The sequence below is a fragment of the Cloacibacterium caeni genome (assembly GCF_907163125.1).
GTDB classification, from domain to species: Bacteria; Bacteroidota; Bacteroidia; order Flavobacteriales; family Weeksellaceae; genus Cloacibacterium; species Cloacibacterium caeni_B.
In genome coordinates, this window is sequence record NZ_OU015319.1 from 375,054 (window position 1) to 391,590 (window position 16,537).

A 16,537-nucleotide genomic window follows, 5' to 3' on the forward strand; every position below is an offset into this window, starting at 1 on the left:
TAGAATTCTGAATTGAAAAAAATCGCATACATAGAACTCGATACTCACGCAGAAATTGCGCTGAATTTTATGGAATTGATGAATGATTCCACCTCGTTTTCTGTGGATTATTATTTCAGTGAAAAAATTCTGAGATTCTTAGGCTTCGCTCAGAATGATGACAGGAATAATAATCTCAACTGTTTTATAAACGAAATTTTCTTCAAATTTGGAAAACGAAACTTTCACAATAGTTATTCTAGGAATGGCTTCGCAGAAAAGTAGAAATTATAAAAAGTTTTTGAATTAAAAAATAAACAATGAAATATCTTTTTTCAATTTTCATTTTGATTTCATTTTGTGTTAAATCTCAAAAATTTCAAGACACTATTATTGGTAATCCTAAATATGTAAGAGAATATGTTTCTTTTTTAACAGAAAAACAAAATCCTCAGTTTTTATATAATAGTGATTATGGGCACGAAGGATTTTTAGGAAATGAGTTTACTAAGAAAGAATTTAAAGAAATTTGGTTCAATTATGACTTTGTGTATTATATTAATTATGAAAAGTTTTATAAAAAAAAAAATAATTCTTTACTAATCAAGGAAAATTGGTTTTACAAAGATCATTCTTTTTTGGCAAGTTTTTCAAAAGAATTTTATAATGGTAAATTAACAAAATTGGTCCTTGATTCAAGTGCAGTAAATAGATATAAAACTATTTTTATAAATTATAAAAATAGAAATCCCAAACAAATAAGATTAATGAAATTTTCTAAGACAAAAGATTACAATACAAGAAAATATTTTTTCAAAAAAAATCAATTAAAAAAAATTTCAAGATATGTTAATGGAAGAAAACAATATGACAGTGTTTTTGTTTATGATAAAAAAAATCTTGTTGAAGAATATGTCTTACATAAAAGAAAATGGAAAAATATAGATAATAATCAAAGATGTTTTTGTGAAGATCCTGTCGGGGTAAAAGAAATGATTAAGAAAAATTATTTTGATGAAAAAAATAATTTGATTAAGGTTGAAAATTATAAATTAAGTGAGGATAATACTAATTATTTGAATTCTAAAGTTGAATATAAATACGATGATAATAAATTAATTTCCAAACAAGATTTTTGGAGAGATTGGAATTCTGCATTAAATAAAACAGAATTAAAAAAAGGAACAAAAACAATTTATGAATATAAGTTTGGTAAACTTTTAAAAAAACAAAGTTATACAGATAATAAATCTTTAAATATGAGTACAACCTATTATTATGATGATAATGATAATATTTCAAAAATAGAGTTTTTTGATAATGAAAATTGCTTTGAAGTTACATTCAGATATAGATTTGATGAAAATAATAATTGGATAGAAATAATAAAGAATGTAAACGGAAAAGATTTATATATGTGGAAAAGAGAAATAGAATATCATTAAAATTTTGAAAAAAATCGCATACATAGAACTGGATACTCACGCGGAAATAGCGCTGAATTTTATGGAATTAATGAATGATTCCACCTCGTTTTCTGTGGATTATTATTTCAGTGAAAAAATTCTGAAAACATTGGGTTTGAAAGAATCTGAAAACATAAAAAAAACAACTTCAGGAAATCTTATCCAACAATTATCAACCAACAACTATCAACTCATTATCATTGGAACAGTTCATCGTTACTTCAATAATTTTGAGAAAGTTGCAGAACAATTCAACACTTCGATAATTTGTCATAATTTGAATTTTGTGAAAGCTTCAAAATTTGATTTGTTGAGTTCTGTTTTCAAAGAAGATATTCAATATCGTTTGAAACTATTGTTGAAAGAAGGTTTGTTGAGGAAATCGAATGTTTACAAACAAGCGAAAAACCTTTTGGTTTTGGATGCTAATTTAGCAAATAATAATAATAAAAATCTACCGATTTTTTACACTAAATTTTTCGAAAAACCAGACAACGAAACGTTCACTATTGTAATTCCAGGAGCGGTTTCGCAGAAAAGGAGAGACTACAAAAGTGTAATTAAAAAATTAAAAAAATTAGAATTAAATTTTGAGGAAAGTGAGCTCCGTAGGAGCGAAACGTTTGTAGAGAATACGCTTTCAGAAAGAGGAAGTTCCGTAGGAACGACACAAAAAATACAAGTTATTTTCTTAGGAAAAGCGCAAGGAAAAGAGTTAGAAATGCTTCAAGATTTTGATTCTTCGACTTCGCTCAGAATGACAAATATCTCCATCAAATATTTCACAGAAAAAGTTTCACAAGATAATTTTGATGTTTATATGCAAAAAGCAGATGTTTTGTGGTGTCCGATTCAACAAAAAACGGAATTTTTCAGTCAAAAAGAAATTTACGGCTTTACCAAAATGAGTGGAAACATTGGCGATGCTGTTAAATTCGGAAAATTGGCAGTTTTTCCAGATGATTATCCTTCAAAATATTCTTTTATTATTCCAGAAAAAGGAAGTCTAGGAGATTTTCTATTTACCAGAAAAGATGTAGATTTTTCAGAATTTAGCAAAGAAAAAGTCATACAAGAACTAGAAAAAACTATTTTTGCACTCTTATAATTCATTCATGAAATTCTATCAACTTCTCACAGAAGCGTCACAATATATCATTCCTCAGTTGTATAAACAGAGGTTTTTTAAGAAACAGAATCAACTTTCCCGCGAAAATATTATTTCCAGAAAAGTAGAACCAGAATTGCTTTGGTTGAGCGAATTTCTTCCGAAAGATGCAGTTTTTATAGATGTTGGTGCAAACGTAGGACATTTTATTTATCAATTAGAATATCATCTTTTTCCTCAAAATATTTATGCTTTTGAACCGAATAAATCTTTGAACAGAAGATTGAAAAGGCTATTTCCGAAGGTTAAATTGTTTTCGGTGGCTTTGTCAGACGAAAATACGGTGGCAGAATTTAAAATTCCAGTTTTGAAAGGTGAAAAAGTAAATTCAAGAGGAACTTTGCAGACCGATTTCAGAGAAGAAAATGAAGAAAAAACCATTATTCAAAAGGTGAAAGTGGTAAAACTAGATGATTTTGTTCCCATTCAAAAATTAGAAAAAGTAGATTTCATCAAAATAGATGTGGAAGGAAACGAGATGAAAACGCTTTTCGGAGCGAAGGAAACGATTTTAAAATTTAAACCAACGGTAATGGTGGAAATGGAACAGCGCCATCACCAAGAACCTGTTTGGAACTTGATTTCAGAAGTGGAAAATTGGGGTTTTGAAGCGCATTATTTAGAAAGAAATACTTTTGAATTGAAAAGATTGACAGAAGAGTTTATCAAATCTCAAAATACTATCTTTGTAAAAGATTACGAAAATTACGTTAACAATATTATATTTATTGTAAAATCGTAAAATCGTAAAGTTGTAAAATGGTTAAGATGTTTTTCCGACTCAATTATTTTACAGTTTCACGACTTTACAAATCAACAAATCAACAACTTAAAAAAGAATGAGCGTAATAGCCAGACAAAGTTTTAAATATTCTATCATAGGATACCTAGGTTTTTTACTGGGAACTGTTTCTATATTTATTTTTCAGAGTGATTTAGATTATTATGGTAAATTGCGCTATATATTGCCCGCTGCACAAATGTACATGACAGTGGTGGTTTTTGGGTTGTCTTTTTCTAACGTTTATTTTTTTGGGAGGTTAAAAGAAGTAAATAAGCAACAGAATTTTCTGTCTTGGTCTTTGCTTCTCGTTACGATAAATTTTGTGTTTTTTACTGCGATTTTTTTTGCAGTTTTTTACTTTTTTCCGAGTCTTAAAGAAGATTCTAAGCTCTGGAGTTTAAGAAAAGTGATTGTTCCGCTTATATTGGTTTTATCGCTTTCTTCGGTGTTTAATAAGTATGTTTCTAATTTCAAAAGGATAGTTGTACCCAATATTTTTGAGAATTTGTTCCCGAAAATTGCCAATTTACTAGCTTTTGGATTGTTTGTCTTTGTAGATGTTGAAAGTATTTCTTTCGTGGTATTTTTTGTAGTTTTTCTGTTAAGTTTTTTCGGGTATATTTTTTATACCAACAAATTAGAAAAAATAAAATTAGATTTTAATACAGATTTTCTTAAAGAAAACCATTTTTGGAAGGAAGTTTTCAGTTATAGTTTTTACGGATTTTTGGGAAATTTAGGCAGTGTTTTGGCGCTCAATATTTCTAGTTATATGATTAGCGAATACTTGTCTTTCGAAGAAAATGGTGTGTATGCCACTATTTTTTCAATTGTTCAACTTATAAGTATTCCTGCGATGGGTTTATATAATATTTCTGCGCCCATTATTAGTAAGCATTTTGCAGACGACACCATTAAGGACCTTGATGTATACTATAAAAAAACCTCACTGAGTTTATTTTTTCTAGGTTTGGTGTTGTTTTCTTGTATCGCAGTTGGTTATCCTTACCTCACGGATTTCATGCCAAAATCTGGAAAATTATTACTAGAAGCGCAACCGCTGGTTTGGGTAATTGGTTTTGCACTGTTGTTCGAATTGGCAACAGGTTTTAACAGTCACATTATTTCCATGTCAAAATATTATCGATTTAATATTTATGTGATGTTGTTTTTGGCGGTTCTTACCACGAGTCTCAACTTTTATTTCATCAATAAAACCAGTTTAGGAATTCTGGGGATTTCCATTTCTTACGCCGTTTCATTGACGATATTTAACTTAACCAAAATTGCGTTCAACTACTATCAATTCAAGGTTTCTCCTTTTACGATAGAGATGTTGTACAGCGTTATTTTAGCAACTTTAGCCATTTCTTTGGCGATTGTTTTGCCTAATTTTTCAAATAGTTTTTTGAATTTGGTTTACAAACCAGCTCTGGTTTTGATTATTTTCTTTGTGGGGAATCACTTTATGAGAATTTATCCTTTAGATAAATTTTTAACCAAAGATTTTCTAAAGTCACTTTTTAAGTTTTAAAAAATCCTAAACCTAAAATCTAAAATCGTAAATATATAGGGCAATCTTTTTCTGCCTCTACTTTTGCCAAAGCAAGAAAAAGTCGGGCTATTCGTTACAATCTTTTATTTTTCCATTTGTCAAAGAAAAATAAAAGGATTTTCACTTCTATCCCTATTGCAGAAATATATACCTTTTAACCAAATTTACCCTCCAAAATTCCTAAAATTTCTGTAAATTTGCGACTTACAACAAGTTATGGAAAGCATACAAATTCACGACAAATCTTTCGTGCCTTACCTAAAGCACGACGAACTTCAAGAAATCGTAAAAAAACTTGCAGAAAAAGTTTACGAAGATTATAAAGATGAAACTCCTGTTTTTATCGGGGTTTTAAACGGTGTAATCATGTTTTTTTCTGATTTTTTAAAGTATTATCCAGGGAAATGCGAATTGGCATTTATCCAAATGTCTTCTTATTCAGGAACACAATCTACAGGGATTGTTTACAAGAAAATGGACTTGACAAAAGAAGTAGAAGGAAGACACATTATCTTAATGGAAGATATTGTAGATACAGGAAATACCATCGAAAGTTTATACAATTATTTCGAAAATACACAGAGACCAAAATCTCTAAAAGTGGCAACACTTTTACTTAAACCAGAAGTCTATAAAAAAGATTTCAAAATACATTATGTAGCCAAAGAAATTCCTAATAAATTCGTGTTGGGTTATGGATTAGATTATGATGAATTAGGAAGAAATTTACCAGATTTGTACCAATTAGAAGATGGTAGAATAAATCATTGATTGCAGTCAGCTTTCTGCAATCAGCAATCAGCAAAAAAAACTAATAATCAAAATGCGTGATTATAAAAAATATGATATTTGGAAATTGAGTCATTTATTGACTTTAGAAGTTTATAAAATAACTGAAAGTTTTCCAAAAGAAGAAATATTTGGGCTTACATCGCAGTTTAGAAGAGCATCAAGTTCTATAGGGATAAATATAGTAGAAGGTTGTGGTAGAGGAAGTGATGAGGATTTTAAAAGATTTTTGAGAAATGCATCTGGTTCTGCCTTTGAAGTAGAATATATACTTTTGCTCTCAAAAGATTTGAATTATATTTCAGAAGAGAAATTTATAGGATTAACTCCAAAAGCAGAAGAATTGAAAATGAAAATCTCTAAATTAATTCTCAAAATTGAAGAAGATTTCAATAAAAATAAAAATAGATAAATAATATTAACCAAAAAAAATTGGCATTGCAAAGCTGAAAGCTGAAAGCAGATTGCCGAATGCTAAAAATGATAAACATCGTTCTATTCGGTCCTCCAGGAAGTGGTAAAGGAACCCAAGCACAAAACCTAATTGAAAAATTTAACCTTAAGCAAATTTCTACAGGAGATTTGTTCCGTTTTAACATGAAAAATGATACGGAATTAGGAAAATTGGCTAAATATTATATTGACAAAGGAGAATTGGTTCCAGACCAAGTAACCATCAATATGTTAGTAGATGAGCTTAAAAAACCTACAGATACTAATGGTTTTATTTTTGATGGTTTCCCAAGAACTTCTTACCAAACTGAAGTTTTAGACCAAATTGTAAAAGAACAATTACATTCAGAAATTTCTGTATGTCTTTCACTTATCGTAGAAGATGAAATTTTAGTGCAAAGATTAGTAAAAAGAGGTGAAACTTCTGGCAGAGTAGATGATAGTGAAGAAGGAATCATCAGACACAGAATTGAAGAATATTATGCTAAAACTGCTGAAGTAGCAGAACTGTATAAACAACAAGGCAAATATGTAGAAATTAATGGAGTAGGAGAAATCTCTGAAATCTCTGAGAAACTTTTTGCCGAAGTAGAAAAAATAAAATAATGCAATCTGCGATCAGCAATCCGCTTTCAGCGTAAAATTTTAAAAGCAGATTGCTTAAAGCTGAAAGCCGAAAGCAAAAAAATATGAGCAATTTTGTAGATTACGTAAAAATACATTGTAAATCAGGTCACGGTGGTGCAGGTTCTGCGCATCTTCGTAGAGAAAAATATATTCCCAAAGGTGGACCTGATGGTGGCGATGGAGGAAGAGGAGGACATGTTATTATGAGAGGAAATGCTCAGGAATGGACATTGCTTCCGCTTCGTTATACTCGTCATGTAAAGGCAGAACGCGGCGAAAATGGTGGCAAAAACCAATTGACTGGAGCTTATGGAGCTGATGTTTACATTAATGTTCCTATTGGTACCATTGCCAAAAATGAAGAAGGCGAGATTATTGGAGAAATCATGGAAGATGGTCAAGAAATCATCATCATGAAAGGTGGAATGGGTGGTCTTGGAAATGAGCATTTCAAATCTTCTACCAATCAAACTCCGAGATATGCACAACCCGGAATGCCTGGCGAGGAAGGTTACGTAGTTTTTGAACTCAAAATTTTAGCAGATGTAGGATTAGTTGGCTTTCCAAATGCTGGAAAATCTACACTTTTAGCTGCTGTTTCTGCGGCAAAACCTAAAATCGCAGATTACGCTTTTACTACATTGACTCCCAATTTAGGAATTGTAGAATACAGAAATTTCAAGTCTTTTGTAATGGCAGATATTCCCGGAATTATTGAAGGAGCTGCAGAAGGAAAAGGCCTTGGTCATAGATTTTTAAGACATATTGAGCGTAATTCAATCTTGCTTTTTATGATTCCTGCAGATTCTGAAGATCATTACAAAGAATATCAAATTCTACTGAATGAATTAGAAGAATACAATCCAGAATTGATAGATAAAGACATCATCGTTTCTATTTCTAAATCTGATTTGTTAGATGATGAATTGAAAAAAGAAATCACTGCAGAGTTTCCAGAAAAACTGAAACCGCTTTTCTTTTCAGGAGTTACGCAAGAAGGTTTGGTAGAACTGAAAGACGTTATCTGGAAAAAATTACACGGATAAAAATATAAAAAGCGTTCATTTTTGAGCGCTTTTTTAGTACATAATAATTATTTAAAATTTTATTTTTAATCCGCAAAAGCAAAAAAAAAATCTTTAGTTGATAAGCTATTCAAAAGTAAAAAAAGCGAAATATTTTACTTTTTTTACTTTTGAAGTACTTGTTTTCATGTATTTCTTTTGTCTCTTTTGTGGTTTATAAATAATTCTTTTTTTCATTTATTTCTAAAAGACTATCTTTGTCCCATTATTCGCGGCATTCTTTATCCAAAGTAGAAGATACTTTTCAAAAATTTGTAAATAATAAACAGATTTTTGCGCAAAAAATGTTGAAGTAAAATACTTCGCCCGCACACATTTTTAAAATTTAAACATTTGTTATTTACAGATTTACAATTGATTAAGCCTATCCTTGATGCGCTTACCCAAGAAGGTTATGAAAAACCAACACCTATTCAATCACAAGCGATTCCTCATTTATTAGAAGGCAAAGACTTACTAGGAACTGCTCAAACAGGAACCGGAAAAACAGCAGCTTTTGCCATTCCTATTTTGCAAAATCTTTATCATAAAAACACCAAAAACCATCAAATTAAGGCTTTAATTCTTACGCCAACCAGAGAATTAGCGATTCAAATTGAAGAAAGTTTCAAAGCCTACGGAAGACATTTGCCATTAAAGACTTTGGTAATATTTGGAGGCGTAAAACAAGGCGCTCAAGAACAAGCGCTGAAAAAAGGGGTTGATATTTTGGTAGCTACTCCAGGAAGATTGCTCGATTTTATCAATCAAGGCATCGTTTCGCTCAGGAATTTAGAAATTTTTGTTTTAGATGAAGCAGATAGAATGCTCGATATGGGTTTTGTTCACGATGTGAAAAGAGTAGTAAAATTACTTCCGCCAAAAAGACAAACACTTTTCTTTTCGGCTACTTTTCCTAAAGAAATTCAAGATTTGGCAAACTCTATGCTCAGAAATCCTGTAAAAGTAGAAGTTGCTCCAGTTTCTTCAACTGCTGACACGATTAATCAATCGATTTATTTTGTAGAAAAAGACGATAAATTAGATTTGTTGACACACATTCTTCAAGATGAAAAATTAGACCAAGTATTGGTTTTTGCCAGAACAAAACACGGTTCTGATAAAATCGCCAGAAAACTCCATAAAAGCAATATTTCTGCTGAAGCGATTCATGGAAATAAATCTCAAAATGCCAGACAAACCGCTTTGAGTAATTTTAAAAACAAGAAAACAAGAGTTTTAGTAGCGACTGATATTGCAGCAAGAGGAATTGACATTGATGACTTAAAATATGTGATTAATTTTGAGCTTTCAGACGTTTCTGAGACTTATGTTCACCGAATTGGTAGAACGGGAAGAGCGGGAGCAGAAGGTACTTCTATTTCGTTTGTAGATGGATTAGATTTAGTGAATTTAAGAAACACCGAAAAACTCATTGGTAAGAAAATTCCTGTGGTGAAAGATCATCCTTTTCATCCTGAAAAATTAGTTGAGCAAAAAAGAGATTCTAATAACAAACCTTTTGTTCCTAAACCAAAACCTCAGAAAAAAGAAGACATCAATTTTAAAAAACCGAAAAAGAAAGTTTTTTATAGAAAGAAATAGGTTTTCACACAATGACGCAAAGATTTTTCGCAATGTGCGCAAAGATTATTTATAAAAAAGACCGTAATGATATTCATTGCGGTCTTTGCTTTTCTTATGCGTTTTGCGTGAAATTACTTCCCGAAAATTCGATGTGCGTTTTCGGTAGTAATTCTATCAATTTCTGCAAAATCTTTATTGTAAATATTGACGAGTTTTCCAACGACCAAATCCAGGTAAGAACTTTCATTTCTTTTTCCACGATGCGGAACTGGTGCAAGATAAGGCGAATCTGTTTCCAGAACAATTTTTTCTAAAGGAATTTCATGTAAAAATTGGTCGATTTTACCATTTTTAAAAGTAACAACGCCGCCAATTCCGAGAAGGAAATTCAAATCTATCGCTCGTTTTGCTTGTTCTAAATTTCCAGAAAAGCAATGGAAAATCCCTCTTAATTTCGGGTGTTTTTTACGTTCTAAAACTTCAAAAGTTTCATCAAAACTTTCTCTGGTATGAATGACAATCGGTAAATCTTTTTCAATAGCCCAATCTATTTGTTTTTCAAAAGCTTTTATTTGAATATCAAGCGTAGTTTTGTCCCAATACAAATCAATTCCGATTTCGCCAATGGCGGGAAATGGTCTCTGATTCAAATAATTTTCTACGATGTCTAATTCTTTTTCCCAAGTTTCTGGTTTTACATAACAAGGATGCAGCCCCATCATTGCGAAAATTTGATTGGGAAATTCAGCTTCCAAATCAAGCATTTTTTCGTGTGATTCTGAATCAATGGCAGGTAAATAAAATTCGGTAACGCCTTTGTTAAGGGCGCGTTTTATCATTTCTGCTCTGTCTTCATCAAATTCTTCTGAATATAAGTGTGTATGTGTGTCAATCATAGTAGAGTTTCGAGTTTCGAGTTCCGAGTTTTTTTAAAGTTTCAGTTTCATCAGCAAATCAGTCTGTACATCTTTTCCGAGAACAAAGTCATGTTTTCCGAAGATTTCAAAACCATTTTTTTCGTAAAAACGAATAGCTCTGTGGTTTTCTTCCCAAACGCCAAGCCAAACATATTCTAAATTCTTTTCTCTTCCGATTTCTATTGCTTTGTCAAATAGAATTTGTCCGATTTTTTGACCTAAAAATGCTTTTAAAACATAAATTCTTTCAATTTCGAAATGGTTTTCTTCTAATTTTTCGGTTTGAGCATCTTTGAAATTCAGTTTCAAGTAACCCAAGATTTCATCATTGTTTTCAGCGAAATAAAACTCTGAATTTGGATTTTCTAACTCAGATTTTAGCTTTTGAATGCTCAGATTTTCAAGGAGATATTTTTGCATGTCTTCTTCTGTATTCACTTCTTCAAAGGTTTCTTTGAAGGTTTGAATACTGAGATTTCTAAGCGCTTCTAAATCATCGATATTGATTTTTCTGATTTTCATATTTTAGGTTTTGGCTAAAGCCAAATGAAATTTGCTATTGTAAAAACGGGCTAAAGCCCGTTCCTACTGATTTTTATTCTAATTTAAACTTAACAGTGATGTTGGTTTCAAATTTTATTTTTTTAAACTCAATATCAATTGGTTTCAATTCTTTTTTCTCCCTCGCAGAATATCCCATTACAACTACACCTTCTACATCTCCACTATTAGAATTGTAGATATTGTTTTCTAAGTCAGATATAAAAATTGCAGTTCCTAATTTTTGATTAAGAGCTTTAGTGATTAATATAGCTTTGTTTTTTGCTTTTATTACAGCTTTAGCCTTTAAATCCAAGATTATTTCTTCTGCTTTAGAATGTTCAGTTTTAATAAGTTTAACATTAGAAATTTCAGAATTTTCTAATTCGTAAATAACTCTTCCTGCTGTTTTTGCATCATATAGAATTAAACTATATGATTTTGTTTTTAATATATCGGTATTTTTTAAAAAATATTTTTTAAAATTACTCGCTAAATCATTTAGCGTTAACTGCTTTTTAGTATCTATTCCAATTGATTTTAACTTTTCTTCCATCAAAATTTCTAATTCTTCAATTGACTTTTTATCTTTTGTATCTTTTTCTGAAATTAAAATATCAAGATAAATTCTATCTGGGATTACTAAAGTATCCGCTTCTGCAGAAGTTTCTAAATAAGGTTGGTCTATGAAATTTTTAGTTTGAGAAAATACAAACGAAACAATACATAAAGCGATGATGGACAAAAAATTTTTCATAATAAATATTTATTTTAAAGATGGTTATTTTTTTATTTAAGTTGGAAGTTTTAGAAAATTTTATGCTTCACTTTCTGTTGTTGAAGTGCTATTTTTTCTTTTAATTTTTCTAAAAATTCCAAATATTTTGGAGATTTTTCGTCATTCGGTCTGTGTTCTAAGGCTACTTTTATTTTGTAGTTTTCGGTAATGAAATCTTTTACTTCTTCTGAAAAATAAGCATTCCCGAATTTTTCCCAAATGTATTGAATGGCTTGATTATTAGGATGAATTAAGTCTTCTTTGTAAAATCTGTAATCACGCAAATCGTCTATCATGATTTCGTAAATCGGTAAATAATGACAGTTTTCGAAATGGGGAAGTGTTTCATGAAGTGCACAAATCAACTTAGATTTACTCAATTGATTTTCGGTCATTCCATCTTTGGTATGACGAACTGGTGAAACCGTAAATAGAATCTGAACGTCATTTTCGCAAATATCTTTTAGATTTTCAATGGTTTCTGTGATGGAATTTTTCAATTCCTCATCTGTTAAAAGTCTTTTGCTGAAAAACTTTTGCGGAATTTTATGACAGTTCGCCACCAATTGATTTTTAGGCAAAAATTCGTAGATAAATGAAGTTCCGTAGGTGATAATCACCCAATTGGTTTTTTGTAGAAATTGATTTCCTGTTTCTATATTTTGGTTGATTCTTTCTAGAGTTTTATGTGCATAAAAACTGTTGAAAGAAGTGTGGTGATTTAGAGAAATGTACTCTTGATTATAAAGAATTAAATCTTCTTCTTTATATTTTTTGCAATCGTGTAGATTTTTGATGGCGATATTCAACGAAAATGGGTTAAAAATCGTTCCAAAAGGATTGCAAAGTGTTTGCATTTGTCCGTTTTTGAGCAGTTGAGACATTTCTGCAGCAAAGCAAGAACCGACAGAAAAAATGCTGTCGGTTAAAAGGATTTTCTTTTCAGAAATAGGAATATGGACTTCTGTTCTGAATTTCATTTTAAGAGTTTCTTCTCAATAAATAATTGGCCAATTCAATGAAAGGTTTTTTCTTTTCTTCTGGTGCGTCAATTTGTTTTAAGAAATCGTGACCTATTTCGTTGTGTTTTTGAATCAGTCTAAGCACTTTTTCGTCTACTTTATTTCTTCTAAAAATTTTCTCTACGCTGTAGATTTTGTCTACATTTTCAGTTTTTTTAGAATACCAGAAATCGAGTTCTTTTTTCTCTGCTTCATTGGCATGTTCCATCGCAAGGAGATAAAGCACGGTTTTTTTGTTTTCATAAATATCTCCGGCGTGTTTTTTACCGAATTGCTCTACATTTCCAAAAACATCTAAATAATCATCCATAATTTGGAAGGCAATACCAATGTGTTTTCCGAAATTATAAAGAAGTTCTGCATCTTCTTTTTTGGCACCAGCAATGAGTGCTCCAATTTGGAATGAAGCGGCACTTAGAACTCCTGTTTTGTTGGTAATCATTTCTATGTAATCATCATAGGTTACGTTTTCCATGGTTTCGAAGTTCACATCCATTTGTTGACCTTCACAAAGAACAGCACCTGTTTCAGAGAAAATTTTAATACATTCTTTGAAAAGTTCTGGTTCTAAATCTTCAAAAAATTGGTAAGCTTTTATCAGTAATGCATCGCCAGAAAGAATGCCGATATTAATTCCGTGCAAAGTATGAATGGTAGGTTTTCCTCTTCTGAGTGGTGCTTCATCCATAATATCATCATGAATGAGTGTAAAATTATGGAAAAACTCTATGGCAAGAGCTGGTTTCATTGCTTTTTCTATGTCTCCACCAAAAAGTTCATTAGCCATGAGAACCATGATAGGTCTTAATCTTTTTCCGCCATGAGAAATGATGTAATTCATGGGTTCGTAAAGTTCGGTTGGCTTATTTTTGAAGGAGTGTTTTTCAATTGCTTTGGCAACTATTTCTTGATATCTGTCTATGAATTCCATACATGTTAATTTTTACAAAAATACAATTCTTAAGGTTTAAAAAAAAGAAAAACTACTTGTAAAGACAAGTAGTTTCAATATTATTTAAAAAATATTATTTTTTATAAAGCGATTACACCAAGATAGCATAATGCTGCAATAACTGCACTGATAGGAATAGTAATTATCCATGCCCAAAGTAAACTGATGGTAACTCCCCATCTTACTGCAGAAACTCTTTTGGTAAGACCTACACCAATAATAGAACCTGTAATAGTGTGTGTAGTAGATACAGGAATACCAAGGTGATCGGTAAGGAATAAGGTAATAGCACCAGCTGTTTCAGCACTTACACCTTCTAATGGAGTCACTTTAGTAATTCTAGTACCCATGGTTTTTACAATTTTCCAACCACCACTCATTGTTCCTAAACCAATGGCTAAAAATGATACGAATGGTACCCAAATGTAATCTGTGGTGAAGTGATTAAAACGATCAGCACTTTCCATAGTGGCATATACATCTGTACCACCAATCATATTTACGTGGTAGTAAATAACTGCAGCACCTATGATTCCCATTACTTTTTGAGCGTCATTTAATCCGTGACCTAAACTGAAAAGTGCAGAAGAAAACAACTGCCATTTTTTAAACTGTTGATCAGCTTTGTGTGGATTAGATTTCTTAGAAAAATATACAATAATTAAAGTAATGATTACCGAAACAATCATCCCAATAATTGGTGCTAAGAAGATGAATAAAAAGATAGGAATTACCTTTTCATATTTAACCACATTCTGTGTAAAAAGTTCCGAAAAAGCAAGTTTTAATTTTTCAATAATGGTAAAATCTGGGTGAGCAAGAGCTACAGCATTGTAATCTAAAACTAAAGCATGCATGAGAGCAGCACCTAAGAAACCACCGATAAGTGTGTGTGATGATGATGAAGGAATACCAAACCACCAGGTTAATAAATTCCAAGCGATAGCCGCAATCAATCCTGAAAAAATCACTTCTAAGGTAATGTAATTTTCATTTACTGTTTTGGCGATGGTATTACCGATTTTAAATTCTCCGATGACGTATGCTGCAAAGAAAAAAGCAACAAAATTCCAAAGTGCAGCCCATAATACTGCCTGAAACGGCGAAAGTACTTTAGTAGAAACTATGGTTGCAATAGAATTCGCGGCATCGTGGAAACCGTTGATAAAATCAAAAATTAATGCAAGTGCAATAATGATGATTAATAGTAAGGGAAAATCCATTCTCTATAAATTTTTAAGGTTAATGAAAATAGATTTATGCGTATTTAATAACAATGTTTTCAATGGTATTGGCTACGTCTTCCGCTTTATCAGTTACGATTTCTAGATATTCTAAAACTGATTTTACTTTAATGATTTTGATAGGGTCATTGCTTTCAAAAACATCTACAATTCCTTGGCTTAGTACATCATCTGCAATGTTTTCGTAAGAATTAATTTTGATGCAAGATTCTTTAACTTCTTTAGGATTTGCAAACTCTTTTAAGTTTTTAATTGCGTTTTGAATTTCTACACAAGATTTGTAAATCAATAAAGAAAGCTCTGAATATTGTTTTACTTCTGGGCTCTTGTATAAATAGATGTATTTAGCTGAAGCAAATAAATAATCTGCGATGTCATCTAAACCAGCTGCAAGATAATTAATATCTTCTCTGTCAAAAGGAGTGATGAAGTTTTCACCTAATTGCACAAAAATTTCGTGAGTAAGGTCATCCATTTGATGCTCGTAATCACTCATTTTTTTTAACAAAGTATCATCATTGATGTCAAAATCTGTAATTCCTTCGTGAAATTCTTTTGACATGTCTATCAATTTTTCTGCTACTTGTTCAAACAATACAAAGAAAATTTTGTCTTTTGGTTGAAATGCTCTGAAAATGTTTCCAATTCCCATTGTTTTATATTTAATTATAATTTGTTGCAAATTTCTGAAAAAAATGTGGTGCGATGGTTATAGTTTTGTTAAGTTTTATTAACATTAACTTAATCTGCTACGTTATAAGGTTCGTGATGCCCGAGTTTAGCTCTGTCTAAGGTAAAATTAAAGGCCAAATACAAGAAATGTAAGCTTCTAAGGTTAGGATTAAGTTCTCTTTGCCACATATAGCCTAGATTGGTAGAAACGCTTGAGCTCAATACATATCCTACACCTCCGAAAATTCTATTTCTCTTGAATAAATCTCCATTTGGACCAATGAAAAGCTCGTCAAAAGCATTCGCAAAAATGGTTTTTGGAGCCATTTTATCACTGTTAAGAGGCAGTGTTAATGCAGTTCTGAATCTGTATCTTTCGTCATTGGTGTTAACGTCTGTAATTGCGTTATGAAAGAAACGTTTTTCCAGACGTATTCTATTGTCAATCTTTAATTTATCTACATTAATGGAGTAAGTGTGTTGTAACCAAATTCTGAATTCTTCATTGGCAATTTTGCTTTCTTTGTAGGTTGCGTATCTTCCTAATCCCACGAAAAATTGGTTGCTTTTATTAAGATTATAACCTATTCCACCTTTGATTTCGTAATAATCAGGTTTGCTAAAATCTTCTATCGAACGTTCTTGTAATTCTAAATAAGCATTCCATTTTGGGTTATGTTTGTAATTGAGCGAAACTACAGCAAAACCAGAAAGATGTTCTGAACTATTGGTTTGAGATTTTGCGAAAATAGCAAAAGTAAAAATGAAGATAATGCAAAATTTGCGTATCATTAGAATGCTTTTTTTGAGTGGTGCGAAGCTAATCATAATAAAGAAAATTAATGTTACGGTAATGTTAAATTAACATATAAAATAAATGTTTACCATAACTTTAAAAATTTTATCTCTATACAAATGTACACAAAATAAAAAAACGCTA

18 protein-coding genes are annotated in these 16,537 nt (G+C 31.0%); 10 read left to right on the top strand and 8 right to left on the bottom strand.

Going from position 1 to position 16,537, the window contains the following annotated elements; translation table 11 throughout:
- Nucleotides 1–12 precede the first annotated feature (12 nt).
- The 10 genes from KKQ79_RS01730 (at nucleotide 13) to KKQ79_RS01775 (ending at nucleotide 9,490) form a co-directional block, all read left to right on the top strand.
- Complete coding sequence (locus KKQ79_RS01730) at nucleotides 13–264, top strand: hypothetical protein (RefSeq protein ID WP_213190749.1); 252 nt, start codon at nucleotides 13–15, stop codon at nucleotides 262–264.
- Nucleotides 265–299: 35 nt separating this feature from the next.
- Entirely contained in the window at nucleotides 300–1,424 is a 1,125-nt protein-coding gene (locus KKQ79_RS01735) for a hypothetical protein (protein WP_213188695.1), read from the top strand.
- A gap of 4 nt (nucleotides 1,425–1,428) precedes the next feature.
- Nucleotides 1,429–2,553 (top strand): hypothetical protein, encoded by a 1,125-nt coding sequence (locus KKQ79_RS01740; protein ID WP_213188696.1) that lies wholly within the window; start codon nucleotides 1,429–1,431, stop codon nucleotides 2,551–2,553.
- A 7-nt stretch (nucleotides 2,554–2,560) separates the two neighbouring features.
- A complete protein-coding gene (locus tag KKQ79_RS01745) occupies nucleotides 2,561–3,355 on the top strand; it encodes an FkbM family methyltransferase (protein ID WP_213188697.1) in 795 nt (264 codons plus the stop codon).
- Between the two features lie 97 nt (nucleotides 3,356–3,452).
- The gene (locus tag KKQ79_RS01750) at nucleotides 3,453–4,931 is read left to right on the top strand and encodes a lipopolysaccharide biosynthesis protein (protein WP_213188698.1); all 1,479 of its coding nucleotides are present in this window, start codon (nucleotides 3,453–3,455) and stop codon (nucleotides 4,929–4,931) included.
- A gap of 237 nt (nucleotides 4,932–5,168) precedes the next feature.
- Nucleotides 5,169–5,723 (top strand): hypoxanthine phosphoribosyltransferase, encoded by a 555-nt coding sequence (gene hpt, locus KKQ79_RS01755; protein ID WP_213188699.1) that lies wholly within the window; start codon nucleotides 5,169–5,171, stop codon nucleotides 5,721–5,723.
- Between the two features lie 52 nt (nucleotides 5,724–5,775).
- Nucleotides 5,776–6,153, top strand: a complete 378-nt coding sequence (locus KKQ79_RS01760; protein ID WP_213188700.1) for a four helix bundle protein — start codon at nucleotides 5,776–5,778, stop codon at nucleotides 6,151–6,153.
- 68 nt (nucleotides 6,154–6,221) lie between these two features.
- On the top strand, nucleotides 6,222–6,800 hold the full coding sequence (locus KKQ79_RS01765) for an adenylate kinase (RefSeq protein ID WP_213188701.1): 579 nt from the start codon (nucleotides 6,222–6,224) through the stop codon (nucleotides 6,798–6,800).
- An 83-nt stretch (nucleotides 6,801–6,883) separates the two neighbouring features.
- Nucleotides 6,884–7,867: a GTPase ObgE gene (gene obgE / locus KKQ79_RS01770; RefSeq protein WP_213188702.1), complete on the top strand. Its 984-nt coding sequence runs from the start codon at nucleotides 6,884–6,886 to the stop codon at nucleotides 7,865–7,867.
- A 372-nt stretch (nucleotides 7,868–8,239) separates the two neighbouring features.
- Nucleotides 8,240–9,490, top strand: coding sequence for a DEAD/DEAH box helicase (locus KKQ79_RS01775; RefSeq protein WP_213188703.1), 1,251 nt, complete (start codon nucleotides 8,240–8,242; stop codon nucleotides 9,488–9,490).
- Nucleotides 9,491–9,603: 113 nt separating this feature from the next.
- On the opposite strand, the gene KKQ79_RS01780 is transcribed toward KKQ79_RS01775, so the two are convergent.
- The 8 genes from KKQ79_RS01780 to KKQ79_RS01815 form a co-directional block, all read right to left on the bottom strand.
- Nucleotides 9,604–10,368 carry a TatD family hydrolase gene (locus tag KKQ79_RS01780; RefSeq protein WP_213188704.1) on the bottom strand — a complete coding sequence of 255 codons (765 nt, stop codon included), beginning with the start codon at nucleotides 10,366–10,368 and terminating at the stop codon, nucleotides 9,604–9,606.
- Nucleotides 10,369–10,401: 33 nt separating this feature from the next.
- Nucleotides 10,402–10,911 (bottom strand): GNAT family N-acetyltransferase, encoded by a 510-nt coding sequence (locus KKQ79_RS01785; RefSeq protein ID WP_213188705.1) that lies wholly within the window; start codon nucleotides 10,909–10,911, stop codon nucleotides 10,402–10,404.
- A 73-nt stretch (nucleotides 10,912–10,984) separates the two neighbouring features.
- Nucleotides 10,985–11,686: an SIMPL domain-containing protein gene (locus KKQ79_RS01790; protein ID WP_213188706.1), complete on the bottom strand. Its 702-nt coding sequence runs from the start codon at nucleotides 11,684–11,686 to the stop codon at nucleotides 10,985–10,987.
- Between the two features lie 50 nt (nucleotides 11,687–11,736).
- The gene (locus KKQ79_RS01795) at nucleotides 11,737–12,687 is read right to left on the bottom strand and encodes a GSCFA domain-containing protein (RefSeq protein WP_213188707.1); all 951 of its coding nucleotides are present in this window, start codon (nucleotides 12,685–12,687) and stop codon (nucleotides 11,737–11,739) included.
- A gap of 1 nt (nucleotide 12,688) precedes the next feature.
- Complete coding sequence (locus tag KKQ79_RS01800) at nucleotides 12,689–13,660, bottom strand: polyprenyl synthetase family protein (RefSeq protein WP_213188708.1); 972 nt, start codon at nucleotides 13,658–13,660, stop codon at nucleotides 12,689–12,691.
- 101 nt (nucleotides 13,661–13,761) lie between these two features.
- Complete coding sequence (locus KKQ79_RS01805) at nucleotides 13,762–14,904, bottom strand: inorganic phosphate transporter (protein WP_213188709.1); 1,143 nt, start codon at nucleotides 14,902–14,904, stop codon at nucleotides 13,762–13,764.
- 34 nt (nucleotides 14,905–14,938) lie between these two features.
- Nucleotides 14,939–15,577 (bottom strand): DUF47 domain-containing protein, encoded by a 639-nt coding sequence (locus KKQ79_RS01810; protein WP_213188710.1) that lies wholly within the window; start codon nucleotides 15,575–15,577, stop codon nucleotides 14,939–14,941.
- Nucleotides 15,578–15,666: 89 nt separating this feature from the next.
- Nucleotides 15,667–16,389 carry a DUF2490 domain-containing protein gene (locus tag KKQ79_RS01815; protein ID WP_250131168.1) on the bottom strand — a complete coding sequence of 241 codons (723 nt, stop codon included), beginning with the start codon at nucleotides 16,387–16,389 and terminating at the stop codon, nucleotides 15,667–15,669.
- Nucleotides 16,390–16,537 lie beyond the last annotated feature (148 nt).

Bases quoted from the DNA above. Each gene is read 5' to 3' on its own strand.
- KKQ79_RS01735 (WP_213188695.1), top strand. From the start codon at position 300: ATGAAATATCTTTTTTCAATTTTCATTTTGATTTCATTTTGTGTTAAA.
- KKQ79_RS01745 (WP_213188697.1), top strand. From the start codon at position 2,561: ATGAAATTCTATCAACTTCTCACAGAAGCGTCACAATATATCATTCCT.
- KKQ79_RS01750 (WP_213188698.1), top strand. From the start codon at position 3,453: ATGAGCGTAATAGCCAGACAAAGTTTTAAATATTCTATCATAGGATAC.
- hpt (WP_213188699.1), top strand. From the start codon at position 5,169: ATGGAAAGCATACAAATTCACGACAAATCTTTCGTGCCTTACCTAAAG.
- KKQ79_RS01760 (WP_213188700.1), top strand. From the start codon at position 5,776: ATGCGTGATTATAAAAAATATGATATTTGGAAATTGAGTCATTTATTG.
- KKQ79_RS01765 (WP_213188701.1), top strand. From the start codon at position 6,222: ATGATAAACATCGTTCTATTCGGTCCTCCAGGAAGTGGTAAAGGAACC.
- obgE (WP_213188702.1), top strand. From the start codon at position 6,884: ATGAGCAATTTTGTAGATTACGTAAAAATACATTGTAAATCAGGTCAC.
- KKQ79_RS01780 (WP_213188704.1), bottom strand. From the start codon at position 10,368: ATGATTGACACACATACACACTTATATTCAGAAGAATTTGATGAAGAC.
- KKQ79_RS01785 (WP_213188705.1), bottom strand. From the start codon at position 10,911: ATGAAAATCAGAAAAATCAATATCGATGATTTAGAAGCGCTTAGAAAT.
- KKQ79_RS01790 (WP_213188706.1), bottom strand. From the start codon at position 11,686: ATGAAAAATTTTTTGTCCATCATCGCTTTATGTATTGTTTCGTTTGTA.
- KKQ79_RS01795 (WP_213188707.1), bottom strand. From the start codon at position 12,687: ATGAAATTCAGAACAGAAGTCCATATTCCTATTTCTGAAAAGAAAATC.
- KKQ79_RS01800 (WP_213188708.1), bottom strand. From the start codon at position 13,660: ATGGAATTCATAGACAGATATCAAGAAATAGTTGCCAAAGCAATTGAA.
- KKQ79_RS01805 (WP_213188709.1), bottom strand. From the start codon at position 14,904: ATGGATTTTCCCTTACTATTAATCATCATTATTGCACTTGCATTAATT.
- KKQ79_RS01810 (WP_213188710.1), bottom strand. From the start codon at position 15,577: ATGGGAATTGGAAACATTTTCAGAGCATTTCAACCAAAAGACAAAATT.
- KKQ79_RS01815 (WP_250131168.1), bottom strand. From the start codon at position 16,389: ATGATACGCAAATTTTGCATTATCTTCATTTTTACTTTTGCTATTTTC.